This window comes from Pseudarthrobacter sp. MEB009 (assembly GCF_030208875.1).
Classification (GTDB): Bacteria; Actinomycetota; Actinomycetes; order Actinomycetales; family Micrococcaceae; genus Arthrobacter.
Window position 1 is genome coordinate 1 of the sequence record NZ_JARVTC010000004.1, and the last position, 25,277, is coordinate 25,277.

Annotated in this window: 27 protein-coding genes; 10 read left to right on the top strand and 17 right to left on the bottom strand. The window is 65.0% G+C overall.

The genetic code is table 11. From position 1 onward, the window contains the following. Positions 1-86: 86 nt before the first annotated feature. From QRN07_RS01970 to QRN07_RS01980, 3 genes are all read right to left on the bottom strand, one after another. Positions 87-881 (bottom strand): hypothetical protein, encoded by a 795-nt coding sequence (locus QRN07_RS01970; protein WP_285240244.1) that lies wholly within the window; start codon positions 879-881, stop codon positions 87-89. Between the two features lie 266 nt (positions 882-1,147). Next, the gene (locus QRN07_RS01975; RefSeq protein WP_050685218.1) at positions 1,148-1,525 is read right to left on the bottom strand and encodes a hypothetical protein; all 378 of its coding nucleotides are present in this window, start codon (positions 1,523-1,525) and stop codon (positions 1,148-1,150) included. 168 nt (positions 1,526-1,693) lie between these two features. Next, on the bottom strand, positions 1,694-2,119 hold the full coding sequence (locus tag QRN07_RS01980; protein ID WP_050685217.1) for an Hsp20/alpha crystallin family protein: 426 nt from the start codon (positions 2,117-2,119) through the stop codon (positions 1,694-1,696). 135 nt (positions 2,120-2,254) lie between these two features. On the opposite strand from QRN07_RS01980, the gene QRN07_RS01985 reads away from it, so the two are divergent. After that, positions 2,255-2,560, top strand: coding sequence for a MerR family transcriptional regulator (locus tag QRN07_RS01985; protein WP_082484277.1), 306 nt, complete (start codon positions 2,255-2,257; stop codon positions 2,558-2,560). A gap of 74 nt (positions 2,561-2,634) precedes the next feature. Continuing rightward, a complete protein-coding gene (locus QRN07_RS01990) occupies positions 2,635-3,675 on the top strand; it encodes an AAA family ATPase (protein WP_056599800.1) in 1,041 nt (346 codons plus the stop codon). Positions 3,676-3,831: 156 nt separating this feature from the next. Here QRN07_RS01990 and QRN07_RS01995 read toward each other — a convergent pair whose 3' ends face one another. Next, positions 3,832-4,947, bottom strand: a complete 1,116-nt coding sequence (locus tag QRN07_RS01995; RefSeq protein ID WP_056599803.1) for a flavin-containing monooxygenase — start codon at positions 4,945-4,947, stop codon at positions 3,832-3,834. A 139-nt stretch (positions 4,948-5,086) separates the two neighbouring features. Here QRN07_RS01995 and QRN07_RS02000 point away from each other — a divergent pair, with 139 nt between their 5' ends. From QRN07_RS02000 to QRN07_RS02010, 3 genes are all read left to right on the top strand, one after another. Beyond that, positions 5,087-5,710: a TetR/AcrR family transcriptional regulator gene (locus QRN07_RS02000; RefSeq protein WP_235504734.1), complete on the top strand. Its 624-nt coding sequence runs from the start codon at positions 5,087-5,089 to the stop codon at positions 5,708-5,710. A gap of 132 nt (positions 5,711-5,842) precedes the next feature. Continuing rightward, positions 5,843-6,193 (top strand): hypothetical protein, encoded by a 351-nt coding sequence (locus QRN07_RS02005; RefSeq protein ID WP_056599894.1) that lies wholly within the window; start codon positions 5,843-5,845, stop codon positions 6,191-6,193. A 63-nt stretch (positions 6,194-6,256) separates the two neighbouring features. Continuing rightward, entirely contained in the window at positions 6,257-6,736 is a 480-nt protein-coding gene (locus tag QRN07_RS02010; protein ID WP_082484279.1) for an SRPBCC family protein, read from the top strand. A gap of 25 nt (positions 6,737-6,761) precedes the next feature. Here QRN07_RS02010 and QRN07_RS02015 read toward each other — a convergent pair whose 3' ends face one another. Together QRN07_RS02015 and QRN07_RS02020 are read right to left on the bottom strand one after the other, a co-directional pair. Continuing rightward, on the bottom strand, positions 6,762-7,391 hold the full coding sequence (locus tag QRN07_RS02015; RefSeq protein ID WP_082484280.1) for an Ig-like domain-containing protein: 630 nt from the start codon (positions 7,389-7,391) through the stop codon (positions 6,762-6,764). Further along, positions 7,372-7,533, bottom strand: coding sequence for a hypothetical protein (locus QRN07_RS02020; RefSeq protein WP_200933657.1), 162 nt, complete (start codon positions 7,531-7,533; stop codon positions 7,372-7,374). Before QRN07_RS02020 ends, QRN07_RS02015 begins: the two co-directional genes overlap by 20 nt. A 323-nt stretch (positions 7,534-7,856) precedes the next feature. Between QRN07_RS02020 and QRN07_RS02025 the strand changes: the two genes are divergently transcribed. Then, complete coding sequence (locus tag QRN07_RS02025) at positions 7,857-9,056, top strand: pyridoxal phosphate-dependent aminotransferase (RefSeq protein WP_050685214.1); 1,200 nt, start codon at positions 7,857-7,859, stop codon at positions 9,054-9,056. Continuing rightward, the gene (locus QRN07_RS02030; protein WP_056599812.1) at positions 9,053-10,012 is read left to right on the top strand and encodes a 2-hydroxyacid dehydrogenase; all 960 of its coding nucleotides are present in this window, start codon (positions 9,053-9,055) and stop codon (positions 10,010-10,012) included. Before QRN07_RS02025 ends, QRN07_RS02030 begins: the two co-directional genes overlap by 4 nt. Positions 10,013-10,084: 72 nt before the next feature. Here QRN07_RS02030 and katG read toward each other — a convergent pair whose 3' ends face one another. From katG to QRN07_RS02060, 6 genes are all read right to left on the bottom strand, one after another. Beyond that, positions 10,085-12,379, bottom strand: a complete 2,295-nt coding sequence (gene katG / locus QRN07_RS02035; RefSeq protein WP_285240245.1) for a catalase/peroxidase HPI — start codon at positions 12,377-12,379, stop codon at positions 10,085-10,087. A gap of 114 nt (positions 12,380-12,493) precedes the next feature. Beyond that, positions 12,494-13,537 carry a sulfate/molybdate ABC transporter ATP-binding protein gene (locus QRN07_RS02040; protein ID WP_285240246.1) on the bottom strand — a complete coding sequence of 348 codons (1,044 nt, stop codon included), beginning with the start codon at positions 13,535-13,537 and terminating at the stop codon, positions 12,494-12,496. Further along, positions 13,534-14,355 (bottom strand): ABC transporter permease, encoded by an 822-nt coding sequence (locus tag QRN07_RS02045; RefSeq protein ID WP_285240247.1) that lies wholly within the window; start codon positions 14,353-14,355, stop codon positions 13,534-13,536. Before QRN07_RS02045 ends, QRN07_RS02040 begins: the two co-directional genes overlap by 4 nt. Before the next feature lie 8 nt (positions 14,356-14,363). After that, positions 14,364-15,173 (bottom strand): molybdate ABC transporter substrate-binding protein, encoded by an 810-nt coding sequence (modA, locus tag QRN07_RS02050; RefSeq protein WP_285240248.1) that lies wholly within the window; start codon positions 15,171-15,173, stop codon positions 14,364-14,366. Then, complete coding sequence (locus tag QRN07_RS02055) at positions 15,170-15,580, bottom strand: TOBE domain-containing protein (protein ID WP_050685229.1); 411 nt, start codon at positions 15,578-15,580, stop codon at positions 15,170-15,172. Before QRN07_RS02055 ends, modA begins: the two co-directional genes overlap by 4 nt. 133 nt (positions 15,581-15,713) lie before the next feature. Continuing rightward, positions 15,714-18,113, bottom strand: a complete 2,400-nt coding sequence (locus QRN07_RS02060) for an alpha-L-rhamnosidase (protein WP_285240249.1) — start codon at positions 18,111-18,113, stop codon at positions 15,714-15,716. A gap of 147 nt (positions 18,114-18,260) precedes the next feature. Between QRN07_RS02060 and QRN07_RS02065 the strand changes: the two genes are divergently transcribed. Continuing rightward, complete coding sequence (locus tag QRN07_RS02065) at positions 18,261-18,875, top strand: TetR/AcrR family transcriptional regulator (RefSeq protein ID WP_285240250.1); 615 nt, start codon at positions 18,261-18,263, stop codon at positions 18,873-18,875. Positions 18,876-19,156: 281 nt separating this feature from the next. Here the strand turns inward: QRN07_RS02065 and QRN07_RS02070 are convergent, their stop codons facing one another. Further along, on the bottom strand, positions 19,157-19,879 hold the full coding sequence (locus QRN07_RS02070; RefSeq protein WP_050685208.1) for a VIT1/CCC1 transporter family protein: 723 nt from the start codon (positions 19,877-19,879) through the stop codon (positions 19,157-19,159). An 86-nt stretch (positions 19,880-19,965) separates the two neighbouring features. Then, on the bottom strand, positions 19,966-21,018 hold the full coding sequence (locus tag QRN07_RS02075; RefSeq protein WP_056599830.1) for a Gfo/Idh/MocA family protein: 1,053 nt from the start codon (positions 21,016-21,018) through the stop codon (positions 19,966-19,968). A 174-nt stretch (positions 21,019-21,192) separates the two neighbouring features. Here QRN07_RS02075 and QRN07_RS02080 point away from each other — a divergent pair, with 174 nt between their 5' ends. Continuing rightward, complete coding sequence (locus QRN07_RS02080; protein ID WP_050685206.1) at positions 21,193-21,573, top strand: DUF1801 domain-containing protein; 381 nt, start codon at positions 21,193-21,195, stop codon at positions 21,571-21,573. Between the two features lie 89 nt (positions 21,574-21,662). Here the strand turns inward: QRN07_RS02080 and QRN07_RS02085 are convergent, their stop codons facing one another. Then, on the bottom strand, positions 21,663-22,277 hold the full coding sequence (locus tag QRN07_RS02085; RefSeq protein ID WP_050685205.1) for a TetR/AcrR family transcriptional regulator: 615 nt from the start codon (positions 22,275-22,277) through the stop codon (positions 21,663-21,665). 76 nt (positions 22,278-22,353) lie between these two features. Between QRN07_RS02085 and QRN07_RS02090 the strand changes: the two genes are divergently transcribed. Then, complete coding sequence (locus QRN07_RS02090; RefSeq protein WP_285240251.1) at positions 22,354-22,848, top strand: cupin domain-containing protein; 495 nt, start codon at positions 22,354-22,356, stop codon at positions 22,846-22,848. A 196-nt stretch (positions 22,849-23,044) separates the two neighbouring features. Here the strand turns inward: QRN07_RS02090 and QRN07_RS02095 are convergent, their stop codons facing one another. Together QRN07_RS02095 and QRN07_RS02100 are read right to left on the bottom strand one after the other, a co-directional pair. After that, positions 23,045-24,046, bottom strand: coding sequence for a sugar phosphate isomerase/epimerase family protein (locus QRN07_RS02095; protein WP_056599833.1), 1,002 nt, complete (start codon positions 24,044-24,046; stop codon positions 23,045-23,047). Positions 24,047-24,048: 2 nt separating this feature from the next. After that, the gene (locus tag QRN07_RS02100) at positions 24,049-25,263 is read right to left on the bottom strand and encodes a Gfo/Idh/MocA family protein (RefSeq protein ID WP_285240252.1); all 1,215 of its coding nucleotides are present in this window, start codon (positions 25,261-25,263) and stop codon (positions 24,049-24,051) included. Positions 25,264-25,277 lie beyond the last annotated feature (14 nt).

Consider the following 25,277-nt stretch of genomic DNA (forward strand, 5'->3'; position numbering starts at 1 on the left):
GGTGACATCACCAAGAAGCTCACCCAACGAGGTAGTATCCGCTTTCCGATGGGCCTCACTCGGGGCCGGTTCGGGGATTTGGCTGCTCACAGCAGACGTCCTTCCGCCGGATTGTACGGGTCATCCTCGAACCGCAACGGTGTGTCCGCCGACGTGCCGGCCGGGAGCGACGCCGTGGACACCGGCGTTCCGCTGCCTACTACGGGCTCGGCGTGAAGGTCGGCATCGCTACCCGCGGCGAATACCGTTTCCTGCCGCCGCGGTGCAGGCTGTGGTGAGCGGCTGGCTACTTGCTGCCCCGAGGGGGTGGATACGGTGTCATTCCCGGTGGGTCCGGCGGTGAGTCCACGGGTAAGGCGGCCGGCAAGGATACCTGCGCCCGCTGCCAGCAGCAGGAAGGTGCCCGGCTTGTTCCGGGCGAAGGTCTGGACCTCGCTAAGGAGCGAACCCGGATCCCGGTTCTCAAGCCAACCCGCAACGGCTGAGGTGCGTTCGGCTGCCTCCCGGATGAGGTCAGTGGCCATGCCCTGCTCTCCGGGAGCCTCGGCCATGCTGTGCAGTTGGCTGGAGATGTTCCGGATTCCCTCGGCAGCCTTCTGCTGCTGGGTCCCGGCCTGGCTGGTGAGCCCGGATTTTGCCTGGTTCATCAGGTCCTTCGCACTGGACTTGGCCTCGGACGCCACATGGGCGACTTCCTCCTTGGCCGTCTGCGCGACATTCTGCGCCGAATCCGCCGCGGTCCGGGCCACATCAGTTGCCTCGTCCTTCGCGGCATCCTTTCTGCCAGCGAAAGCAGCACCTGCCCGTTCGTTGGGTGTTGGGCTGCCGGACGGGTCAATGGGTGCGGGAGCCGCAACATCGGTCCACTGGTTCTCAGTCATGATCGCTCTCTTTCGGAAGTTGCAGCGGGTGCAGAACACACTGCCCACCGCGTTTAGTAAGCATGGTTACTAATCAGATACTAAGCACACTTGCTATCAAGTCCGCAAGACCTTTCTTTAGGGACGTCGTGGGGTGGAGAGGTTCGGAGCGGCGGCGCTGGAAGCGCAGAATGTGCTGCCTGCCGCACCTACCCGGCCGCCCTGATCCGCGTTCGCTGATCTCCTGGGCGGCACGTCCTGCGAGGTTGTGGATCAGTTGTGGAGATTCACGTTTGGGTGCCGTAGATGAATCTCTTTGCGTGGTCGACTGCTTTGCGGAATGCGTCGTTGCGGAGGGTGATCTGTTCTTCGGAGTTTGTTGCGCCGGCCTCGGTGTAGGCAGTGTGTCCGGGGCGCAAGACCCAGATGTCGCCGGTGGGAGGCAGGTAGAAGACGCCGAAGGATCGGTGCTGGGGGTTCTCGGTCCAGACAGGGACGACCGCGACTGCCGCGCCGGTGTCGGGGTTAATCCACTGGGCGCGGGGGAGCGGTTCTTCGTGGACTTCCGGGTCCAGGAACGGGGCTGTTCCCTTACCCCAGCGTTGTTCAAAGCGTTCGTAGAAGGCTGGGAGCAGGTTCTCGTTATAGGGATGCCAGGCGCTCATTGGTGCCCTTTCGCCTTGTTGCAGACCAGGCCGGCATTAATCCAGCATCGTGCCACCCGGTTCAGTAAGAGGAGTGATGATCCCCGGTGTTTGGCGCCGGGGATCATCACGGGGAGTTGGCCTCGGGACCGCGCATGCAGCGCATTCCGTGGTCCCCTCACGGTGGGGTTAAGCGCTGATTTCCTGGCGCTGATTGGACTCGGAGGCGATTTCGATGCGGCGGGGCTTGGCTTTCTCGGCCACGGGGATCCGCAACGTAAGTACCCCGGCGTCATAGGCTGCTTTTACGGCATCGGTGTCCAGCGCCTCACCGAGGATCAGTTGGCGGCTGAACACGCCGCGGGGACGTTCGGCCGCTATCAGCTCGGTTTTCGCATCGGCAGGGTCTGTCCGCTCCGCCCGGACTGTCAGGACGTTGCGTTCGATGTCGATGTCCACCGAATCGACGGCTACTCCAGGAAGGTCGAAGGCGACGACGAATTCTTCCCCGTCCTGCCAGGCGTCCATCGGCATCGGTGTGGGCCGGGCAGTGGTACCTAGGACCTGCTGGGCAAGCCGGTCGAGCTCGCGGAACGGGTCGGTACGCATCAGCATTGTTTTCTCACTCCTTGCAATCGTTTTTTGATCTCAGCTACCAGTCCAACTATCTGTCGTGGCTGGTATAGATTTTTTATACCACTGGGTGAGAAACTGGATCAAGGTCATTTTGGGATTTTTTGGAGGTTTTTGGTGGCAGTGGGTCCAGCGAAGAGCGCCCCGGTCTATGCGATCTCAGTTGCGGCTGAGTTGGTGGGAACGGGGCAGCAGAACCTTCGGTTGTATGAGCGCAAGGGCCTGCTCGAGCCGGGCCGCACCCGCGGTGGTACGCGCCGTTACAGCGAGAATGACCTTGAGACCCTGCGCCGGATCGGCGTACTACTCGAAGAGGGGCTCAACCTGGCCGGCATCCGACTGGTCCTTGAACTCGAGGCCATGAACAGGCATCTGGAGCATAAGTTGGCCGCCGCACGGTCCGCCGGGTACCGCCGCGACTGACCGGGTGAAGTAGCTCTTTTGGCCCCTTCAGTTGCCACGTTTATCCAGAGGTGTCGGAGTACTACAGTTAGTGCATGGCTACCAGCCGCAATCCGCTTGAAGACCTGCGTGGGACCATCGGCCACCTGGCCGATCAGCTCAGGCTGTCCGGTTCAGAGCGCGTCGACGACTTGGTCGGCGACTTAATGGGTTCGAGGCCTGGCCCGGCCCGGCCACTGGCCGAGGTGCAGGCCGAGCTCGATTTACTCGTGGGCCTGGAGACCGTCAAGGAACAAGTTCGCGCCCTCGTCGCGCTGCTCCGGGTCCAGGCCCGCCGCAAAGCACATGGCCTCCCGGAGGTGGCCACATCACAGCATCTGGTTTTTCTGGGAAATCCGGGCACGGGCAAAACCACCGTGGCGCGGCTCCTTGCCGAGATGTACCGCGCGGTCGGTCTGCTGCAGAAAGGCCACCTGGTCGAAGTCGACCGTTCGGGCCTGGTGGGGCAATACGTTGGCGAAACCGCTGTGAAGACCGATCGGGTGATCCGGCGTGCGTTAGATGGAGTGCTGTTCATTGACGAGGCCTATGCGCTGGCCCCGGAGGACGGCAGGATGGACTTCGGCCCCGAAGCGATCGAGGTCCTGCTCAAGCGGATGGAGGACCACCGGCACCGACTGGTGGTCATCGTGGCCGGGTACCCGCGGCTCATGGAGTCTTTCCTGCTCTCGAACCCCGGACTACGCTCCCGGTTCGCCCGCGAGATCACATTCCCCGACTACTCGGTGGAAGCACTCCAGACGATCTTCCACCAGATGCTGGCCCAGCACGAGTACATGCTGGAGCCCGGTGCCGAGCAGATGCTGCGCCGCATCCTCACCGGGCTTCACGCGGGCGAAGACTCCGGTAACGCACGGTTTGCCCGCACGCTGTTCGAGCAGGCGCTTAACCGCCAGGCGCTCCGGCTCTCGCTCGACGAGGAACGAAGTCTCGACGCGCTCGATCGTGAGGCCGTCATGACGCTGACCGCGGACGACATCGTGGGCGCCGCGGTGGCGTTGGGCGAAGTGCCGGAGCCGGAAACGCCGCCGGAACCGGAGCCGGAGCAGTCGCGCTGGTGGCGCTGGCTGGTCTGAGGTTGAACCGGATATCCGGCTGACATTTTTCGGGCAGCACGTCGCGTCTGGACCCGCCGGCTGGCCGACTCTCCTTCCGCCAACCAGGGAGAACATACGTTTGAGCATCAGGACAGGCGCACATGACCGGCCTGGCGCAACAGTTTGCAAGGGAACTTACTCTTCCTTTCCGGCCGAAAGCTTCTGTCCCGGGAGCCCGGTCGCGCGGGCAAGGTGCCCCACGACAAAGGCAGCATCGCGGTCAACTCCGCCGATGAGTCCCGAGGTCAGTGCGTACTGGAACGGCATGCCCGCGAAGTACAGTCCGGGTAGTTCCGGCACGACGCCGCGGCGCGTGACCGGCCAGCCCCCCTCCGTCACCGGGAGTCCCTCGATCCAACCCAGCGACGCCCGGTAACCAGTGGCCCAGATAAGGGTTCTCACGCCCACCGTTTCGGCGCTGGCCGATGTGTCGCCGTCGAACGTGGGCTGCCCGTCCATGGTGCCCGAGAGGCGCGGCAGCCGCACTACGCCAGCGCGGTCCAGGTCTTTAACGGAGATCCGGATGAGGGGTGCCCCGCGCTTGTGGAAGTTGGCGGCCACCTTGCGGCCGGCGGGAGACCCGGTGGTGAGCGCCGAATGGATGAACCGCCAGTAAGCGTCTCCGGCGTATCGCAGCACGGGGTCAGGAATATGCGGGGTGGGCCGGCCGGCGATGAAAGTCCGGTGGGTGGCTGCCAACTCCCTGGCAATTTCAGCTCCCGAAGTTCCGGCACCCACGACCAGGACGTCGCCTTCGGGCAGATCGGTTGGGCGGCGGTACTGCGAACTGTGCAACTGGCTGATGCCGGGGTTGATGTCTTTAGACGCAGCAGGGATCCGGGGGAGGGTGTTGGCGCCGGCAGCGACAATAATGTTACGTGCCCGCAGTGTGCCCGAGTCGGTGGCAACGTCGAAACCGTCGTCCATCCGACGGACAGTGGTGACGTGAGTGTCTGTCCGCACGGGCAGGTTGAAGTGTTCGGCGTAGCCTTCGAGATAGGCGGCGACTTCCTCTTTGGCCGGGAAGGTGTTCCTGCCGGCGGGGAAGGGAAGCCCTGGCAAACCGTCATGCTGTGCTGGCGTGAAAAGCCGCAGCGAGTCCCACCGGCTCCGCCACTGGTCGCCCACCCGGCCCGCGCTTTCCAGAATGGCGAAGCGGAGTTTCCTGCCAGTCAGGTGGTATCCGGCCGCAAGCCCGGCTTGACCGGCTCCGATGACTAATGCATCGAACACATGATCTTCCTCGCTCATGAGAACTTCCTCAACCCTGATCACGGATCATCCTTATTAGACTAGAGTACCGTTCCAATGAGTAGAGCGATAGTCTAATGAGATGTCGAATGCAGCAAAAGCAACAGCGTCCGGGGCGCCCGCTCCCAAAGCTTCAACCGTGCGTTCTGCGCAGCCCAAACCGACCCGGCGGGCGACCCAGGCTGCCGAGACCCGCGCCCATATCGTTGCCACGGCCGGTTGGCTCTTCGATGCAAACGGCTATGTCCGCACCACCATAGAATCCGTTGCCATTGAAGCTGGCGTTGCGCTGCAGACGGTCTACAACTCGGTGGGAAACAAGGCGGCCCTGCTCTCTGCGGTGTTGGATGCAGCAGCTGCGGGGCCCGGCACCAGGCAAGTGCTGGAGCTGATGCAGGAACGCACACAGAGCGCACCCGACTTGGAGTCGTTGACAGGCGTGCTGGCGGACTGGTTCGTCGAAGTGAACCAGCGCACTGGCCGCATAGTGGATGTGATCTCCCAGGCGGCCGCCGTCGACCCGGAAGTTGCCAATCTGGAGGAACGCCGCGCCCTTCAGCGGTTGGAGCGGTACAACATGGCGGCCGCCGCTGCCCGCGAGCGGGGCGGCCTCACCTCCGGCATGACCAACGGCGAGGCAGCTGCCGCCATCTGGTCATTGGGACATCCACGCACGTTCCAGGCACTGGTGGAATCCTCGGGGTGGACCGTTGGGGCCTATCGCAGCTGGATTCTGCGGGCGTTGTCCGCTGCCCTCGCCTAGCTGGGCGGGCTTCACCCGTCATGCGATTCATCTGATTGCTCGCAGCAGTCCTTGCCCGTCCTTCCACCCGAACACGTCGGCGTTTAACCAGTCCACTGGTCCGGGATGGCACCCAAGGCGTATATTCCGTCCATGGCAGAAGATCCTGTGGAGACGAATCCGGGGAACTACCGGGTGGCCTTTGAAAACGAACGCGTCCGTGTGCTTGAGTACACCGACGCTCCCGGGCATGTGACGACTGAGCATGGCCACCCCGACAGCGTGATGATTACAGCCAGCGCCTTCAACCGCCGCATCTCCGCCAACGGAAACTCCGTTGATGTGGAGCTGCCCGCCGGCGTGGCGCGCTGGTTACCGGCGCAGCACCATTACGGGGAAAACATCGGAGGATCAGACACTCATGTGTTCTTTGTTGAGCTAAAGGACGCCGCGCCGCCGTCGACCGACGAAGTTGCGGATCAATTGGGACCAGCCCACTCCTAGCTGCGGCGCTTCCGCGCAGGCCCCTCGACGCCGGGACAGGAATCCGTCTGTAAGGATGGACCCATGAAACAAACCGTTCGGCAGCACCAGGAGTCCGTCATGGTCCAGGCGTCAACGGTGACGCTCTACGACCTGGTCTCAGACATCACCCGCACCGGCCAGTGGAGCCCGGTCTGCACGTCGTGTTGGTGGGATGATGACGTCAGCGCCGCCACGGTCGGTGCCTGGTTCACTGGGCGTAACGAGCTCCCGCACCGAACCTGGGAGACCCGCTCGCAGGTGGTGGCCGCCGATCGCGGCCACGAATTTGCCTGGATTGTGGGTGGCAAGTTTGTCCGCTGGGGGTTCACCCTGACACCAACGGGAACCGGGACAACCCTGACCGAGTCGTGGGAGTTCCTGCCAGCCGGGATCGCCATGTTTGAAGAGAAGTTCGGTGCCGGGGCGCCGGCCCAAATTGCTGACCGCACGAAGCAGGCCCTCGACGGCATTCCGATAACACTCAGAGAGATCAAGCGGATCGCCGAGTCCATCCGGCGATAGTCCGGATGACCGGCATAGCCGGAGGTTACCCGAGGCTTACCGTCCTGGCAGGAGTGAAAGCCGGTATGTACACGCTGGAGCCAATGTACTTGGCCTGCAGGACGTGCTTGCCGTCTTTCAGGGATGCATATGTGTAGGCCGCCTGGCCGTTGACCGACTTCACCGGCGAGCCCACCTTGGTGTTCCAGTCATAAAATTGCACCCACCCCGCCGGGGTGGCCCCGCCAACAGCACATGATTCGATCACAGCCTGGACCGCAACAGCAGTACCGGCCGGGATGTCACCGTGACGCGAAGAATGGAACTCAGCCTTCACCGCCCTTGGAACCGGCAACACACCGTAGGCCACTGGGGCGGATGTTGAGGAATGGTAGTTGGCGTAAGTGTCAACGAACTCGGCGGTGATGACGTGATTGCCTACGGCGAGGTCGCTGACGGTGAAGACCTGTTGCCAATTCGTCGTGATTGCCGGCGCGTCAACCTCAACGCCGTCGATCAGCAGACGGAAGCCAGCGGCTGAGTCGCCTGTTAGCGGTCCTGACGTCAGCGCCGTCGCCTTCGCTGTCACGAGGATTGGCTGGCCAAATACGGATGTTCCCGCTGATGCGTGGCGCTCACTGTGGAACTGGTGGACTTTACAGGGGCGCAGTCGCACAGGTGCCGCTCATGGCGCGGGCCCATGGCTTGTCGATGGCCGCGAGGCCCAGGGTTGTGACGACGTTTTGGAGCATCCCCGCACCAAACCACTGACGGATTGCCTCGTCGTTGTTGTCCAGGAGGTGCCCGACAAGTTCCACCTGCTTTGCATGGCAGCGACGAACCGCGTCGCCGACGAGTCGTTCGTCAGCGGCGCAGTTCGCGTGCATGAGGAAGAGGTCAGCGAGCGGCAGCGCCCGCATCCGACCGAAGCCCGGCGCCGACGCCGTCGAGGGCGTGCTGTTCGACGAGGTCTGGGAAAGGAAGGGGGACAGAAGCCTGATCAGGGCGGCCGGGGGATTCCGACGGCCAGTGGCCTACTACGCTGCAAACGCTCTCTATCGACAGACTGATACATCAGTAATATACTAGTCCGGGATCTTACGTGGACCCGTGTCCAGCTCGACGAGGAGTGAAACAGCACATGCAGAAACTCGCCCAACGGCTTGAACGCCTTGGCACCGAAACCGCCTTCAGCGTCGCGCAGGCGGCCGCCGCCTGGAAGGCGAAGGGAAACCTGGTGTACCCCTTCCACCTCGGCGACATCAACATCCCGACCGCCCCGAACATTGTCGAAGCCATGAACCGGGCGATCGCCGACGGGTACACGGGATACTGCCCCGGTCCGGGCATCCCGCAGCTCCGCCAGGCCCTCGCCGAGGACCTGGGAGCGCGGCGCGGGATGGAGTTCTCCCCCGAAAATGTGGTGGTGATGACCGGCGGCAAGCCTGTCATCACCAAGTTCCTGCAGGCGGTCATGAACCCCGGCCAGGAAGTGCTGTACCCGAACCCCGGTTTCCCGATCTACGAATCGCAGATCGAATACCTCGGTGGCACGGCCGTGCCCTACCGCTATGTGCCCACCAGCGACGGGTTTGCGATTGACCTCGACCAGGTCCGCGCTTCGATCACGCCCAACACTGCCGCGATCATCTACAACGACCTGCAGAACCCCATCTCAGCCGAGTCGACCGTAGCCGAACGCGAGGCCATCGCGCAGATCGCCCAGGAGCACGATCTGTGGGTCCTCTCCGATGAGGCCTACTTCGAGACGCGCTACGAGGGCGTCTCCGGCTCCATCGCATCGCTGCCCGGCATGGCGGAGCGTACGGTCATCCTCTACACGTTCAGCAAGAAGTTCGCGATGACCGGCTCACGCCTGGGTTGCGCCGTCGCCCCGCTCGAGATCGCCAAGGTATTGAGCACCCTGAACACCAACGACGAATCGTGCACCACGCATTACGTGCAGTGGGCCGGCATCGAAGCCCTTCGTGGCCCCCAGGACTCGGTCCAGGAAATGCTGGACATCCTGCGGGACCGGCGGGACGCCGCGTGCGGGATCGTCAACGCCATCCCCGGCATGCACGTTGCCGTGCCGCAGTCGACGTTCTACCTGTTCCCCGACGTCACCGAGGCCATGCAGCGCATGGGGTACACGGCTGTGGGCGACTTCGCCGCCGACGCCCTGTACAAGACCGGCGTGTCCTTCTGTACACGTGAACACTTCGGCCGGCGCCTGCCCGGCGAGGAGCGCCAGTACATCCGGCTTGCCTACTCGGGCATTGACGTCGCAGACATTCGAGACGGCCTTGGCCGCCTGCACCAGTGGATCGAGACAGCATGAGCCGGGTCGTCGTCACGGGGCGTATCCCCGAACCTGCGCTTGAGAAACTGCGCGCCGAACACGACGTCGACGCCTGGGCGGGTCCGGAATCGATCGGTCGCGAGGAGCTCCTCCGCCGTGTCGCAGGGGCCGAAGCCATCGTCAGCCTGCTCACCGAGCGCATCGACGGCGAACTGCTCGACGCCGCCGGACCGCAGCTCAAGGTGGTCGCCAACGTTGCCGTTGGCTATGACAACATCGATGTCCCGGCCTGCGCGGCGCGCGGTATCGTCGCCACCAATACCCCCGGCGTGCTCACTGACGCCACTGCCGACATCGCGTTTGGACTGATCCTCATGGCGACCCGCCGGCTCGGCGAAGGGGAACGGCTCATCCGTTCCGGCCAGCCCTGGAAATGGGGAATGTTCTTCCTCCTCGGCAGCAGCCTGCAGGGCAAGACCCTCGGCATTGTTGGTATGGGCGGCATCGGCCAAGCTACAGCCCGCCGGGCCAAGGCCTTCGGCATGGAGATCGTTTACCAGTCGCGCAGCGAAATCGATTCCACGATCGCCGCCGAGTTGGGCGCCCGCCGCATGGACCTTGAGGAGTTGCTGGCCGTTTCAGATATCGTTTCCGTGCACTGCCCCTATGGGCCTGCAACGCATCATCTGATCGGTCCCCGGCAACTCGCCACGATGAAGAGCTCCGCGTTCCTGATCAACACCGCCCGCGGACCGATCGTCGACGAGGCAGCACTTGCACTTGCGCTTCGCGAGGGGCAGATCGCCGGTGCCGGCCTGGACGTCTTCGAAGAGGAGCCCAAGGTCCATCCCGAGTTGCTTGGGCTCGAAAACGTGGCACTCGTGCCGCACCTCGGCTCCGCCACTGTTGAGACACGGACCGCAATGGCCGTACTCGCCGCCAATAACGCACTCGCCGTGCTCCAGGGCGCGGAGCCGCCCACGCCAATCGGCTAGGGGAGGCAGGGACATCCGGGTACTGGCCCCCAAACGGGGGCCAGTACCCGGTTTTTTGAGTCCCGGGCCGGGTCAGTCCAGGTCGAACCGGTCCAGCTCCATAACCTTTACCCACGCTGCCACGAAGTCGTGAACGAACTTCTCCTTGGCATCGTCGCTCGCGTAGACCTCGGCCAGCGCCCGAAGCTGTGAATTCGAGCCGAAGACCAGATCCACCGGCGTGGCAGTCCATTTCACCTCGCCGGTGGCGACGTCGCTGATCTCGTAAATGTTCTCCCCGGCCTCGGAAGCCTTCCACCGTGTCCCCGCTGCGAGCAGGTTAACGAAGAAGTCGTTGGTCAGCACCTGCGGCCTGTCAGTGAGGACGCCGTGGGGCGTGCCGCCCACGTTTGTGCCTAAAGCACGCATGCCTCCGAGCAGTGCGGTCATCTCCGGTGCGGAGAGGCCCAGCAGGTACGCTTTGTCCAGCAGGAGAGTCTCTGGCTGGAGCTTCACTCCGGGGCGTACATAGTTGCGGAACCCGTCCGCCCGCGGCTGCAGGTACTGGAATGACTCGACGTCGGTCTGGTCCTGGGCTGCGTCGGTGCGCCCCGGCCGGAACGGTACGGTGACAGGGAAGCCGGCATCCTGGGCAGCTTTCTCCACGGCCGCACAGCCGCCAAGGATGATCAGGTCTGCGAGGGAGACCTTCCTGCCCCCGGTCTGCCCCGAGTCGAACTTTTCTTTTACAGCTTCGAGGGCCTGCAGTGCCGCTGCCAGCTCGCCGGGTTCGTTGGCCTCCCAGCCGCGCTGGGGTTCCAGCCGGATCCGTGCGCCGTTGGCGCCGCCGCGTTTGTCGGTTTTGCGGAAGGTGGCAGCCGCTGACCAGGCCGTGCCGGCGAGCTGCGCAACGGACAGCCCGGCGTCCAGAAGCTGGGCCTTAAGGGCGCCGATCTCCGGTTCGCCGATCAGCTCATGGTCAACCGCCGGCACCGGGTCCTGCCAGAGCTGCGCTTCCGGAACCCAGGGCCCGAGCAGCCGCGGGCTGACGGGCCCCATGTCACGGTGCAGCAGCTTGTACCAGGCCTTGGCGAATGCGAGTGCGAACTCGTCAGGGTTCGCGAGGAACCGGCGGGAGATCTTCTCGTAGGTCGGGTCGACGCGCAGGGACAGGTCGGTGGTGAGCATTGTTGGCAGGTGCTTCTTCTGCGGGTCGTGGGCATCCGGGATGATTTGTTCCGCATCTTTGGCCACCCATTGGTTGGCTCCGGCGGGACTCTTGACGAGTTCCCACTCGTGGCCGAACAGGATCTCGAAAAACCGGTTGCTCCACTGGGTGGGTTTGTCCGTCCAGGTAACTTCCAGGCCCGAGGTGATCGTGTCGGAGCCCTTGCCTGACCCGTAGGTGCTGAGCCAGCCCAGGCCCTGGGCTTCGAGGTTGGCAGCCTCGGGTTCGGCGCCAACGTTGGCGTCCGCGTCCCCGGCCCCATGGGTCTTTCCGAACGTGTGGCCGCCAGCGATCAAGGCGACAGTCTCCTCGTCGTTCATCGCCATCCGCTTGAATGTCTCGCGGATAAACGCCGCGGCCGCAGCCGGGTCCGGGTTACCCTTGGGCCCTTCAGGGTTGACGTAGATCAGGCCCATTTCCGTGGCTCCCACATCGTCGGCCATCCGGCTTTCGTCGATGTAGCGTTCGTCGCCCAGCCAGGCGTCTTCCGGTCCCCAGAAAATCTCCTCCGGTTCCCAGACGTCCTGCCGCCCGAACGCGAAACCGAACGTCTTGAAGCCCATCGACTCAAGGGCAACGTTGCCTGCCAGGACCAGCAGGTCGGCCCACGAGATCTTTTGGCCGTACTTCTGCTTCACCGGCCACAGAAGCCGCCGGGCTTTGTCGAGATTCGCGTTGTCAGGCCAGCTGTTGAGGGGCGCGAACCGTTGACTGCCATCGCCTGCGCCGCCGCGGCCGTCCTGGACGCGGTATGTGCCCGCGGCGTGCCAGCTCAGCCGGATCATCAGGCCACCGTAGTGGCCGAAGTCGGCAGGCCACCACTCCTGGGAAGTGGTCAGAACCTGGATGATGTCTGTTTTGAGGGCTTCGACGTCGAGTTTTTGGAACTCCTCCCGGTAGCTGAAAGACGGGCCGAGCGGGTTGCCGACAGGGGAGTGGGCGTGGAGCACTGTGAGGTCCAGCTGGTTGGGCCACCAGTCTGCAACCGTCCGCGGCCGGTGCGCTTTGGGCTGCGGCGCATCGATCGCAGGGTTCTCGCTCTCGCTGCCGGACGACGTTGCGTTGCCATGGATAACGGGGCACCCACCCTCGGCCTTGGGGTCCATGCCCGGGGCGCTTTCCGGGGTGGGGGCCTGGGGCTGGTCCTGATGATCCGTCATGTGCTTCCTTCCATATGGCCGAGGCCAAGGTCGGACTCGGGCAGCCGGTCTAACCTTCCTATTGGACCACAGCAAGGCGTTCCGGGAGACCGCTATTTTTGGCGCCGTGCTGTCTCAGGCAGGGTAGACGGTCACGGCGGCGGCTTTGATGACGAAGTAGACGGTGCTTCCCGGCGTGAGGCCAAGGTCGGCCGAAGCGGCGGGGGTGACGTCGGCGGAGAGGTTCCCGGCCCGGGCCCGGATCAGGTCGCCGTGGGGTTCGAGGTCCGTAATGGTCACTTGGAAAGCGTTCCGGGGGCTGCCGTGTTCCGCCGTCGGATAGATGGAGACCGCAGCGGGCGGGAAAGCCGCTGCCCCCTGGCTGCCGGGGGTGCTGTTGCCGTCCAGGTGCCCGGCGATGTGGCGGCCGTCGTCGCTGGCGAGGCCGTCATCGGTGATGGTCCCCGTCAGGAGGTTCAGGCCGGCCAGGCCCGCGGCGAACCGGCTCCGGGGTTTTGCCAGGACGTCCCGGGTGGGCCCCTGTTCGGTGATGTGGCCGTTTTCGATGACAATGACCCGGTCGGCGAGCATCAGGGCGTCCAGTACATCGTGGGTGATGATGATGGCTTTCCGGCCGGCAAGTACGCGTTTAAGGAGTCGGCGCAGCAGGGGGGCGGCGTGGATGTCGAGTGCGGACATGGGCTCGTCGAGGAGCAGCAGGTCCGGATTGGTGGCCAGGGCGCGGGCCACGGCGATCCGCTGTGCCTGGCCGCCGGAGAGTTGCCCGGGTCGCCGCTGACCGAACTCCGTGGCGTCGACTTCGGCCAGCCAGTGGTCTGCGGTGTGGTGGGCTTCCCTGCGGGACGCGCCTGTTGCCCGCGGGCCAAAGGCCACATTCTCCAGGACGCTCAGATGCGGGAAGAGCAGCGGCTCCTGGGCCAGGAGGGCGGTGCCGCGCTGGTGCGGAGGGGTGAACACGCCGGCATCGGTGTCGAACAGTATTGTGTCGCCGAGTGCGGATCTGCCCGTGTCGGGGCGGAGCAGCCCGGCGATGATCCCCAGGAGCGTTGACTTCCCGGCGCCGTTGGGCCCAAGGATCGCGACGGTCTCAGTCGCTCCAAGGGCGAGGGAGACATCGAAATTGCGGGCAGGCAGCGTCGCGTTCAGCTCGAAGGTCATGGGCTGGTTGCCTCCTTGGCCGGTAGCGGACGGGAACGCCGGTAGGAAAGCCCGACGACGGCCACCGCCACGGCGACCAGGACAAGGGAGAGCGCAACGGCGGCGTCGGCGTCGGTTTCGCGTTGCAGGTAAATTTCGAGCGGGAGGGTCCTGGTGACCCCCTGCAGGCTTCCCGCGAAGGTCAGGGTTGCGCCGAATTCGCCGAGGCAGCGGGCGAAGGACAATACGGCACCTGACGCGAGTCCTGGCAGAACGAGGGGGATGCTGACCCGGCGCAGGACCGTGGTGGGCCGGGCGCCGAGGGTGGCGGCGACCGCTTCGTATTTGGTCCCGGCAGTACGAAGGGCTCCTTCGAGGCTGACCACCAGGAAGGGGAGGGCCACAAAGGTCTGGGCCAGGACAACGGCCGTGGTGGAGAAGGCAATCTGGATGCCGGCCACTTCGAGGGATTTCCCCAGGAGCCCTTGGCGGCCGAAGGTGTAGAGCAGGGCGATGCCGCCCACCACAGGTGGCAGCACCAGCGGCAGCAGCACAAAAGCGCGCAGCAGGCGTTGCCCGGGGAAGCTTCCGCGGGCCAGCACAAGCGCGAGTGGAACGCCGAGGACAACGCACAGCGCGGTGCTGGTTGCCGAGGTGCGCAGGCTCAGGCCCAAGGCCGTGAGCGAGGACTCGGACGTAATGAGTGGGATGAACTGGTTCCAGTTGACCTTTGCCACCATGGCTGCCAGCGGCAGCAGGACAAAGAGCGCCCCTGCTGCCGCGATGGCGTAAATCCACGGCGGGACCCCTGTGTAGCCGTTCCGGCTGCGTGATGGCATCCGCTGGGTTACGGCGTTCCGAAACCGGCGTCGGTGAGGACCTTTTTGCCTTCAGCGCCGATCACTGCGTCGATGAACGCCTGGGCCAGTTGCTTGTTTTTGCTCTCCCCGACGGTGGCGATCGGGTAGGTGTTGACGGCCTTGTCCGATTCTGTGAACGGGATGCCCTTGACCTTGTCGCCCGCGGTTTTGACGTCCGTGACGTAGACCAGTCCGGCGTCGGCTTCCTGGGAAGTGACCTTCCCGAGGACATCGGTGACGGAGGATTCCTCGCTGACCGGGGCCAGGCTGGTGCCGGTCGCCTTTTCGATGGTTTCGGTGGCGGAGCCACAGGGGACCTGCGGGGCGCAGACAACAACCTTGATGTCTGGCTTGGCCAGGTCTGCGAAGGAGGTGATGTTGGCTGGGTTTGATGGCGGGACGGCAATTTCGAGGACGTTGGTGGCGAAGTTGGCCGCTGCGCCGTCGATGAGCTTCGCGTCGGATAACTTGGACATGTTTTTGGTGTCCGCCGAAGCGAAGACGTCAGCCGGGGCGCCCTGGGTGATCTGGGTGACCAGGTCCGAGGAGCCCGCGAAGTTCAGTGTGACTTTGGTGCCGGGGTTCGCTGCTTCGAATCCGGCGGCGATTTTGGTGAAGGTTGCCTTCAGAGACGCTGCTGCGAACACGGTGACGGTGCCCGAAAGCTTGGCCGTTTCGGTGGTGCCGGGAGTGCTGGTGGTTGACGGTGGGGCGTTGCCGCCACCGCACGCCGCCAGGCCGGCGGCGAGGGTCCCGGCAGCCAGGAGGGCCGGGATGGTCCCGCGGGTGATCCTCATATGATGCTCTTTCCTTGGGGTGTTTCGACGATGACTGTGGTGGCCTTGACCACGGCCGTTGCCACTGAACCAAGTTCCAGCCCGAGTTCACGGACGGCTTCGCTGCTCATCAGGGATACAACCCGGAAGGGCCCGCACTGCAGTTCCACCTGCGCCATGACCTTGTCGGCCGTGATTCCGGTGACCAACCCAACGAACCGGTTGCGGGCGGAACGGCCGATGTTGGTGGGGTCATCCGGAAGCTGGGCCTGCTCCCGGGCCAGCTGGGCGAGTTCGAGTCCGTCCACGGCCAGGCGGCCGGAATCGTCCTTGTGGGGCGAAAGGGTTCCGTTGTCCGTCCAACGCCGCACGGTGTCGTCGCTGACACCCAGGAACCGTGCTGCTTCAGCGATGCGTATTCTGGTCACAAGGCCACAGTAGTACCTCATCTGCGGATCAAAGCAACGCAGCGGGACGCATATTCAATTGTGACTACTGCGCCGGCGCCTGGATACGCGGCCTCGGTGCAGTGCCGGCCGGTACACCCGTTCCTGCGCGCGCCTACGCCGGGACGGACTGGTGCAGCGGAACGCTGAAGGTGCGCTGGCCGGCTCCGATGTCCAGGACGGCGCCGTCCGGCAGTTCAATGCGCGCACGGGTGCCGGGAGGTATCTCGATGTCGAGGATGAAGGTGCTGTCAACGATGCGCCAGGCAGATGACAACGGGCCACGCGTTGTGGCCAGGGAGGCCCGGGCCCAGCCGAGCCCGCCGCCTGGTACCGGCGCGATGGTGACGTGGCGGTACGCTGCCTCGGCCTCGGTGGGCTGCTCCCCAAGCCGGATTCCGGCCACATGGGTGTAGAGGAAGGACAGGACGGCGGCCTTGCTGTAGTGGTTAAGGGAGCCACGGACGTCGCCGTCGCTGACGCCGTTCCACCACTCCCACACAGTGGTTGCGCCATTTTCCAGCATGCCCAGCCAGGAGGGGAATCCCGTGGACTGCAGGAGGGAGTATGCCTGCTCCGCCCTGCCATGGTCGGCAAGGGCGGGCAGCAGTTGCCCGGTGCTGAGGAACCCGGTGCCCAAGCGGCCGTTGTTCTGCGAGACCAGCTCACCGAGGCGCGCCGCAGCGTTGTCACGGAGAGGAACGGGAAAAAGCCCGAATGCCAGGCCCCGGGCATAGTTTGCCTGTGATTCCAGCGAGAGCAGGCCGATGTCCGTGAGGAACTCGCGCCGCCAGGCCGTCAGGGCCCCTGCTGCAATGGCCGCGTATTTGGCTTCGATCTCCGGTTCGCCCAGTACTTTTGCCGAGGCGGCAAGGAGGAAGGCAGAGCGGTGCAGAAAGGCCGTGGCGACGATGCTGTGGTCCGCGCTGGGGTCCGGCGCGGGGCGGACGCCAGGTTCCAACCATTCGCCGAAGTGGAATCCGGTGTCCCAGAGGAAGGCCTCCCAGGACTCAGGGGTAGGCCGGAGCTCAGCCCGGGCGGGATGCCGGGAGGCCGCTGCGGCGCGGGACGCGTAGTCCACCCAGGCCTGCATCGATGGCAATTGGCGGCGCAGGATGCCCTTGTCGCCGTAGGCCCGCCAGAGTTCCCAAGGGACCAGGACTGCGGCGTCACCCCAGCCGGCTGACCCGGCTGACAGATCCTCAAAGACCACGCCGGAAGGCTGGTCGCCGGCCGGGTTGGGTGTGATGGTGGGAACCCGTCCGTCCGCCCACTGATCGGCGGCGAGGTCTGCGAGCCATTTGTCCGAGAAGGCCCGGACGTCGTAGAGGAGGGCTGCAGTGCTGACGAATACCTGCCAGTCGCCGCTGAAACCGGAGCGTTCCCGTTGTGGGCAGTCAGTGGGTATTTCGCAGGCGTTTCCCCTGAAGCTCCACACCCCGGCCGTGTGCAGTGCGTTAAGGGACCTGTCGCTGCAGGAGAAGGAGCCAGCGGGAGCCAGATCAGAATGGACAACAACGGCGCAGATGTCACCGGGGGAGAGGTGGCCCGGCAGGCCTTCGACCTGGACGTAGCGGAATCCGTGGGTGGTGTGCCGCGGCTCGAAGACGTCACCGGGCCGGCCGGCGGAAATGACCTCGTCAACCTGGCCTGCCGGCAGGAGGTCGCCGGTGGCGAAATTGAAGGCCCGGAGGTTTTCGGTGCTGACCATGCCCTCGCCGTCGAGGGCTTCCCCATGCGTCAGAACCAGGCGGGTGTCCTTGGGGCCAAGGGCGGACAGCCGCACCCAGCCGTTGAGGTTCTGGCCGAAGTCGACGACGGCGGTACCCGGCTTCGGCGAGGTAACCGCCACAGCGGCAAGCGTCTCGATCCGGCGTACCGGTTGCGCAGCCGCCGGAATTAACCGCGACCGGTCGTCGTAGAGGCCGCCGGTTGCCGGAAGCGCCGGTGACCAGGGTCCGGCGAAGCAGCCCCCGTCGTCGAGCCGGCGGAAGTCAACGCTTTGGCCGTCCATGAGGTCGGCACGAACAATGTGGCTCGGGGCCGAACGCCAAGCGGCGTCTGAGACGACTCGGATCGGCGTTCCTGTCCGGGACATTCCTTGCAGTCCGAGCAGGAGGGCCGTTTCGGCGCCAAATCCGTTGGCGCGGCGTTCAAAGCCGTGCCGGCCACGGAACCAGCCGTCGCTCAGGAGCACCTCTATGCTGTTGGTTCCGCCGTGAAGGTAGCCGGCAACGTCCCACTCAAAAACCTGCAGCCGCTTGCGGTAGGCCGTGAACCCAGGGACCAGCTCTTCGTCCCCAATCCTGTGACCGTTCAGGAAAACCTCGATGATGCCGTGGGCCGTTGCGGCGAGGGTTGCCGTTTCCACGTCGTCGGGCAGCTCAACATCGAGCCGGAGGACGTAGGCGGGGCGGGCGCCCGGGCCGGGGTCGGCGGGTTCGTTGGGGCGGATCCACCCCGCGCCTTCCAGCACCGCGGCGAAGGGCACTTCCGCCCCCATCAGGTTAGTCACAGGAACTCCTTTGTCTGCGTGCTGCCCGCCCGGATGCTTCGCACACAAGGCCTGTGGGAGTGATGAGCGGGTGTTGTACCGACAGTATGGCATAAAAAAGTGGAACCACTGTTTTTTCTCTTTGGCCCGTGGGTTAGCGTAAAGAGCATGGGACTGAAGGCCAGTGGCGGCAGCTATCCAACCGGACTCCGGCGCCGCGAGAAGATCATCGACACCGCAACGCGGCTGTTCGGTGCGGGCGGCTATCACGCCACGCCGATGTCAGCGGTCGCCGAGGCCGTGGGCATCAGCGAGGGCGGCCTGGCGCACCACTTTCCCAGTAAGAAGGTGCTGCTCCAGGCCGTCGCTGAGCGGCGCCTCATCGAAACGGCGTCCTGGTGGGAGGCGCAACCGGGCTCGGAATCAGGACTGGCCGTGCTGGACCAGATGGTGGAGGCAACGCGGCGTTTCACCGACCAGCCGGGCCTGATCGAGCTTTTTGTGCTGTCCATCTCTGAGGCGGCGGACGCGAGCAGCCCCGCACACGCGCGCCTTGCCGGGCAATACAACGGCGTGGTGGAGTCGCTGGTTGCCCGCTGGCAGGCGGCCGTGGACAAAGGGGAAATCCGGCCGGATGTTGACCTGGAATTGGTTGCCCGCGAATGCATAGCTGTCAGCGACGGCCTGCAGATCCAGTGGGTGCTGTCCAACGGGACAGTCGACATTGTGGCCGGAGTTGCGGAATTTTCAGAAAGCCTGAAGGCGCGTCTCCGGGTTCCCTGATTACGGGGACAGGAGGTCCGCGCTGCTGGGAATCGCTTTGGACGCTGCCAACTTCCCAAATCACTGATCTCGGCCGCCGTCGTCACCGCTGTTCTTTGGGCAGGTTTCGTCGTCCTGGTGTTGATGGACAGGCCGGTGGTTCCGGTTTTGCCCATCGTCACTACGGTTTGGTTGGTGTACCAACGGCGGCGCCTGCGGGCACGAATGCAGGAGATGGGTGCCGGTCAGGAGTAGTCCGCGCGTAGTCCACTCTGCGGTCCCGGCATGGTGCGCGGGATCAGTCAGGCGATTCCGGTGGTGCCCAGCAACAGCCCGACGCAGTACGTGAAGGCCATGGCGACGGCGCCTCCCACCACGAGCCGCAGGGTTGCGCGGCGTTTTGAGCTGCCACCGATCCGGGCGCTGACGGATCCGGTGATCGCCAGGGCGACAACGACGGCGAAGAACGTCAGGGGTACGCGCACCCCTGCCGGGGTAAGGAGGATCGCCAACAATGGAAGAATGGCCCCGGCCGTAAAGGCGACTGCAGAGGCGAGGGCCGCGTTCCAGGCACTGGCAACCTCACCTTCCTCAATCCGAAGCTCCACCTCCAGGTGGGCACGCAAAGCGTCATGGTCGGTCAGTTCCCGCGCCACGGTCTGCGCGGTGGCATCGGACAGGCCTTTGGCCCTGTACATCGCGGCGAGCTCAGCCAGTTCCCCTTGCGGGTCGTCGCGGAGTTCCTTGCGTTCTTTTTCAATAAGTGAGCGTTGGCTGTCGCTCTGGCTGCTGACGGAGACGTACTCTCCGAGTGCCATGGAAACGGCGCCGCCCACCACGGCAGCCGCGCCGGCCACAAGGATGGGGGTTGCCTCGTTGGTCACCCCGGCCACGCCCACCACCGTTGCCGCAACGGACACGATGCCGTCATTGGCGCCCAGGACACCTGCCCTGAGCCAGTTCAGCCGGGCGGCAAAGGTCTGCTCGTGCGGTTCGTTGGGGTGCTGTTCCACCATCTCAGCCATTGTCGAAGTAAATCACCGTGCGGCGGCAGAATCCACGCAGGCCTGCATCGCCTAAGTGGAAAAGCAGGCGGAGCCCGCACGGCCTGTCAGGCCTGGTTTGCTGCGGCCGCCGTCGTTGCTTGCTCGAAAGGGTAGCGGAGACCAATCGCAGCGCGCCAGCAGTCCATGGCCTCGACTGTTCCGAGGGAGTCCGCCCAGTTCATCTGGGGTGCCTGGCCGGTGCCGTGGAAGGCAGCGACGGCGTCGGCCTGCAGGGCGTACTGCTTGGCAGCGGGAATGGCGATGTGGTTTGTTGCGGAGTCTGTCCGGTGCACCTCGATGATGGTGTCGGCGTCCGGATTGGGGAGCCACGGCTGGGCCAGGACGATCCGGCCGGCTGAACCAGAGACCACCACGCGGTTGTCGTCCTGGACTCGGATGCCGGCGGTCAGGTGAGCGGTGATGCCGGAGGCGAAGGTGAGCGACGCGGTGGCCCATTCGTCGACGCCGGTGGGCCCGATGGTTCCCGCTGCCGTGATGTGGGTGGGCTCGGCGAAGGGCTCGCCGTTGGCGGCGCCGGCGATGAGCCGGGCCATGGAGACGGTGTAGCCGCCAACGTCCAGAATGCCGCCGCCGGCGAGATCGGGGTTCATGAGCCGGTGTTCGGGCGGGGCGTCGGCGGCAAAGGCGAAGGAAGCCTCGATGTGCTGGACCTGGCCGATTGCGCCAGTGCGGACAAGATCGACCAGCCGCTCGGTCTGCGGGTGGAACCGGTACATGTACGCCTCCGCCAGGTAAACGCCGCCGCGTTGTGCGGCGTCGATGGCAGTGAGGGCTCCGGCTTTGTCGACGGACAGGGGCTTCTCGCAAACGATGTGCTTGCCCGCCTCAGCGGCCTCGACAACGAGCCTTACGTGCTCGGTGTGGGGGACTGCGATGTAGACAGCGTCAATGCCCGGGTCCGCGAAAAGTTCGGTGTAGGAGCCGAACGTCCGAACCGGCGCCTGGCCGGTGCTGAACCGGTCGGCAAACGACCGGGCGCGCTCAAGGCTACGGCTTGCGACGGCGGACAGGGTCCCCGTGGCGCTGGCTGCCAGTTGCTCCGCGAACCGCGCTGCAATGTTTCCCGGGCCAATAATGCCCCAAGTGATGCGTTGCATAAGAAGATTCCCTAACGGCTGATGCTGGGTGGGTACGCGGCGGTCCGTGCCGCTGTGCAGTGGGTTGTCCGCCACCTTACGGCAAGGCCTTTCCCGCCGGCAGGGAGGACCATGTGGTGAACAAACCTGCAGGTGTCGCCGGCTGCGGCTGCTTGATTCGGGGGATGATAAAGCATGACCTTAACCGATGTGGATGCGTGGTTCGAGGCCTTGGACCATCCGATGAAGGCCGGGGCTCAGCAGCTGCGGCGGGTCCTCGCCTCGCTGTCGCCGGAAGTTCAGGAATCCGTGAAGTGGAAGGCCCCGAACTTCGCCCTCAAGGATGATTTTGCGACGATGAACCTCCGCCGGGCCGCCGTTGTCCAGGTCATTTTCCATACCGGCGCGAAGCCCAAACCGGGGCATCCGGAGATCATGATCGAAGATCCATCAGGATTGCTCCGGCGCGCGGACCGGAACCGGTTTGTGGTAACTTTTTCCGATGAGCCGGCGCTCCTGGCTGCGCTTCCAGCGTTCACCGCCATCGCCACGGCCTGGGTGGGGCAGTTGCAGTAGGGATGGTCAGTCTCCGCACGTTTGGTGTGGCCAACCGTCACGGGATAAATTTCCGTCGGTACGGATGCAACGGAGGCGGCAGTGCCGGTTCAGGCCGGTGATGGAAGCCCGTGTGCCACGGCCTGGGACAACAGCGCCGCGGCGGTCCACCGCATCGAGGCGATGGCCTGTTCCCGGCTCAAACCCGCGACGTCAGTAAGCCAGACCAGTGACTCGATGCCGGTGGCGCTTCGAATTGCCATGACCAGTCGATGGATGTCCTGGTCCGGCATTGTCCCTTGGAGCGGTGCAAGCGCCTCGGTGATCCAGGCAATCGCCCGGCCCTTCCTCAGCGGCAGGTCACGTGGTGCAGCATCCGCCGGCTCAAGCGAAAGCCGAAGCATGGTGCGTTGCTGGGATTCAGTTTCAACAATCAGCCTGGTGAACTCAGCTATCACCGCGTCCAGCCGTTCTGCGACGGACTCGGGTGGAGACGCAGGCAACAGCGTTGTCCGTCCGGTTTCCGGATGAGCTGCCGCAAGCAACTCCCGCTGGCCGGTGAAATACCGATAGGCGGTGCTCCTTGAGATCCCGGCAGCGGACGCGGCATCGTCGACGGTCGGCGATGTGCCGGCCGCAACCAGTTCGCGTGCGGCCGCGACCAGGGCTTCCCTGGTACGGCGCTTCTGGCCCGTCCTGCCGGCCTCGGCATAAGGTCTTGACATAGCTTTTATGGTACACGAGTCTTGTTATGGGACATCAGTCCCATAAGTCTTCCAACCACGTATCGAGGCGACCACCATGGAGACGACAAAAGCTGCACCAGCGATCATCCGGCAGCCGGGAGAAGGGCCCCGGCGATGGTTCTTCGGTGGCGGGGTGCACACATGGAAGGCGACGGCGGAAGAAACAGCGGGAGCGTTCCTCCTGTTTGAAGACGAAATGACGGCAGGCAAGACCACGCCCCTGCACACGCACCCGGAGTCAGACGAGACCATGTACATCCTGGCCGGCGAGATTCTGATGAACGTGGACGGGGCAGAACACCGGGTTGCCGCCGGTGGGGTGACAATCGCGCCCCGCGGCGTCCCGCATGCCTTCAAAGTCCTCCAGGACGGGACCCGTGTTTTGTGCCTCCACACCCCTGGCAGCGCCCAGGCGTTCTACGACGGTGCCAGCGAACCTCTCGACTCCGCGAGCGGGTCTGGCGTGGTTGACTTTGACCGCATCCGCGAATCCGGGCGCCTTAACGGCGGCATCGAAATTCTTGGGCCACCCCCATTCCCCCAGGACTGACGCTGCCGGTGGCAGAAACAGCCCGGGCGACGGGGAAGATCCTTCGGACTGCTCCGGGATCCGGGCGGGCGCCTCAACACTGGCGACGAGCAACAGCGGCAGGACCAGCAGAGCATCGCTGGTGGGACATACGGAAAGCCCACTCTCGCTGAGCGTGGGCTTTCCGTATGTCCAGGCAGTTCCGGGCTAGTCCGTTCTAGTCGCCGCTGCTGAACGCGGCGTCGAAGGAGGTCTGGGAGGCGGGGAAGTCGAACTTCTTGAGCGCGGCGAGGGCTTCGGGTGCGCCGTGGAGGCGGTCCATGCCGGCGTCTTCCCATTCAACGCTGATGGGGCCGGTGTAGCCGATGGCGGTCAGGGCCCGGAACGATGATTCCCAGGGCACGTCGCCGCGCCCGGCGGAGACGAAGTCCCAGCCTCGGCGGGGGTCGCCCCAGGGGAGGTGGGAGCCCATGACCGTGTTCCGGCCGGTGGGGCGGAGCTTGGTGTCCTTGCAGTCCACGTGGTAGATCCGGTCCTTGAAGTCCCAGATGAAGGAGACGGGGTCGATGCCCTGCCACATGAAGTGGGACGGGTCCCAGTTCAAGCCGAAGGCTTCACGGTGGCCGATCGCCTCAAGGGTGCGCACGGTGGTCCAGTAGTCATAGGCGATCTCGGACGGGTGGACTTCGTGGGCGAAGCGGACACCGCACTCATCAAACACGTCCAGGATGGGGTTCCACCGGTCGGCGAAGTCCTGGTAGCCGGCGTCGATCACCTTTTCCGGGACAGGCGGGAACATCGCGACGTACTGCCAGATGGAGGAGCCGGTGAAGCCGACGACGGTGTCCACACCCAGTGCCTTGGCGAGCCGGGCGGTGTGTTTCATTTCCTCGGCGGCGCGCTGGCGGACGCCTTCGGGGTCGCCGTCGCCCCAGACCTTGGACCCCACGATCGCCTCGTGGCGGAAATCGATGGGATCATCGCACACGGCCTGGCCCTTGAGGTGGTTGGAGATGGCCCAGACCTTCAGGTTGTACTTCGCCAGGATGGCAAGTTTTGACTCGACGTAGCCTGGTTCGTCCCAGCGCCAGGCGTCCAGGTGGTCTCCGGAGACGGCGATTTCCAGGCCGTCGTAGCCCCAGCCTGATGCCAGGCGGGCCACTTCCTCGAAGGGCAGGTCGGCCCACTGGCCGGTGAACAGGGTGTAGGGGCGGGGCATGGTCAGGCTCCTTCGGGGACGGTATCGGCGACGCTGGTGCTGCGGCCGTCGACGTGGATGCTGGTGCTGTTTGCCGCGGCGGATTCCACCACGGCGTCAAGGATGTACTGGACGTTCAGCCCGTCCTGGAACGACGGGGACGGGGCGTGCCCGCCCTGGACCGCCAGCAGGAAATCGCGGATCTGGTGGGTGAAGGTGTGCTCCCAGCCGATGATGTGGCCCTGCGGCCACCACGCGGCCAGGTAGGGGTGTTCCGGTTCGTTGACCAGGATCCGGCGGAAACCCTGCTCCCGGGCAGGGGCTGTGGCATCGAGGAATTCGAGTTCGTTCAGGTTCTCAAGGTCAAAGCGGAGGGCGCCCTTGTCTCCATAGATTTCCACCGTCAGGGCGTTCTTCCTTCCGGTGGCAACCCGGGAGACCTCCACCGACGCGATGGCGCCGGAGGCGAGGGTGAGGGTGGCCCATGCGGCGTCGTCGACAGTGACGGGTTCCAGTCCGTCCGGGCCGGGCCTCTGGTCCACGAACGTGTGGAGGCGGCCCGAAACCCCGGTGACCGAATCGCCCAGCAGGAACAGCACCTGGTCGATGGCGTGCGAGGCGATGTCCCCCAGTGCCCCTGATCCGGCGGTTTCCTTGCGCAGCCGCCAGGTCATGGGCGCCTGGACATCAGCCAGCCAGTCCTGCAGGTAGGCTGCCCGGACCTGCCGCACGCTCCCTACCCTTCCTTCCGCAATGAGCTCCCGGGCCAGTGCCAGGGCAGGCACCCGGCGGTAGTTGAACCCCACCATCGACTGCACGTTCCGTGCCCGGGCGGCCGCCGCGGCGGTGGTCATGGTTTCCGCCTCGGCGAGGGTGTTGGCCAGGGGCTTCTCCAGCAGGACATGCTTGTTGGCTGCGAGCGCCGCGATGGCGATTTCGGCATGCATCCACCCGGGCGCGCAGATGTCCACGATGTCGATATCGTCCCGCGCGATGACCTCACGCCAGTCGGTGGCTGACTCCGCCCACCCGTACCGGGCTGCGGCCTCGGCCACCGCACCAGCGTCCCGGCCCACCAGCACCTTCTGCTCGATGGCGGGTACGTCGAAGAAGCTGGCCACATTCCGCCACGCGTTCGAATGGGCCTTGCCCATAAAGGCGTAGCCGATCATGGCCACGCCCAATGGCCGGTCCGCTGCTGCGGGTGGCTGTGCGGTAGGGGTTTCGGGAGTGCGCATAAAGGTGTGCCTGC

What these genes read in the sequence shown, in the direction of transcription:
- QRN07_RS01990 (WP_056599800.1), top strand. Translation starts at nt 2,635, where the DNA reads ATGGCTACCAGCCGCAATCCGCTTGAAGACCTGCGTGGGACCATCGGC.
- QRN07_RS02075 (WP_056599830.1), bottom strand. Translation starts at nt 21,018, where the DNA reads ATGCAACGCATCACTTGGGGCATTATTGGCCCGGGAAACATTGCAGCG.
- QRN07_RS02005 (WP_056599894.1), top strand. Translation starts at nt 5,843, where the DNA reads ATGGCAGAAGATCCTGTGGAGACGAATCCGGGGAACTACCGGGTGGCC.
- QRN07_RS01970 (WP_285240244.1), bottom strand. Translation starts at nt 881, where the DNA reads ATGACTGAGAACCAGTGGACCGATGTTGCGGCTCCCGCACCCATTGAC.
- QRN07_RS01995 (WP_056599803.1), bottom strand. Translation starts at nt 4,947, where the DNA reads ATGAGCGAGGAAGATCATGTGTTCGATGCATTAGTCATCGGAGCCGGT.
- QRN07_RS02025 (WP_050685214.1), top strand. Translation starts at nt 7,857, where the DNA reads ATGCAGAAACTCGCCCAACGGCTTGAACGCCTTGGCACCGAAACCGCC.
- katG (WP_285240245.1), bottom strand. Translation starts at nt 12,379, where the DNA reads ATGACGGATCATCAGGACCAGCCCCAGGCCCCCACCCCGGAAAGCGCC.
- QRN07_RS02070 (WP_050685208.1), bottom strand. Translation starts at nt 19,879, where the DNA reads ATGGCTGAGATGGTGGAACAGCACCCCAACGAACCGCACGAGCAGACC.
- QRN07_RS02090 (WP_285240251.1), top strand. Translation starts at nt 22,354, where the DNA reads ATGGAGACGACAAAAGCTGCACCAGCGATCATCCGGCAGCCGGGAGAA.
- QRN07_RS02085 (WP_050685205.1), bottom strand. Translation starts at nt 22,277, where the DNA reads ATGTCAAGACCTTATGCCGAGGCCGGCAGGACGGGCCAGAAGCGCCGT.
- QRN07_RS02030 (WP_056599812.1), top strand. Translation starts at nt 9,053, where the DNA reads ATGAGCCGGGTCGTCGTCACGGGGCGTATCCCCGAACCTGCGCTTGAG.
- QRN07_RS01980 (WP_050685217.1), bottom strand. Translation starts at nt 2,119, where the DNA reads ATGCTGATGCGTACCGACCCGTTCCGCGAGCTCGACCGGCTTGCCCAG.
- QRN07_RS02100 (WP_285240252.1), bottom strand. Translation starts at nt 25,263, where the DNA reads ATGCGCACTCCCGAAACCCCTACCGCACAGCCACCCGCAGCAGCGGAC.
- QRN07_RS02010 (WP_082484279.1), top strand. Translation starts at nt 6,257, where the DNA reads ATGAAACAAACCGTTCGGCAGCACCAGGAGTCCGTCATGGTCCAGGCG.
- QRN07_RS02080 (WP_050685206.1), top strand. Translation starts at nt 21,193, where the DNA reads ATGACCTTAACCGATGTGGATGCGTGGTTCGAGGCCTTGGACCATCCG.
- modA (WP_285240248.1), bottom strand. Translation starts at nt 15,173, where the DNA reads ATGAGGATCACCCGCGGGACCATCCCGGCCCTCCTGGCTGCCGGGACC.
- QRN07_RS02065 (WP_285240250.1), top strand. Translation starts at nt 18,261, where the DNA reads ATGGGACTGAAGGCCAGTGGCGGCAGCTATCCAACCGGACTCCGGCGC.
- QRN07_RS02040 (WP_285240246.1), bottom strand. Translation starts at nt 13,537, where the DNA reads ATGACCTTCGAGCTGAACGCGACGCTGCCTGCCCGCAATTTCGATGTC.
- QRN07_RS02045 (WP_285240247.1), bottom strand. Translation starts at nt 14,355, where the DNA reads ATGCCATCACGCAGCCGGAACGGCTACACAGGGGTCCCGCCGTGGATT.
- QRN07_RS02095 (WP_056599833.1), bottom strand. Translation starts at nt 24,046, where the DNA reads ATGCCCCGCCCCTACACCCTGTTCACCGGCCAGTGGGCCGACCTGCCC.
- QRN07_RS01975 (WP_050685218.1), bottom strand. Translation starts at nt 1,525, where the DNA reads ATGAGCGCCTGGCATCCCTATAACGAGAACCTGCTCCCAGCCTTCTAC.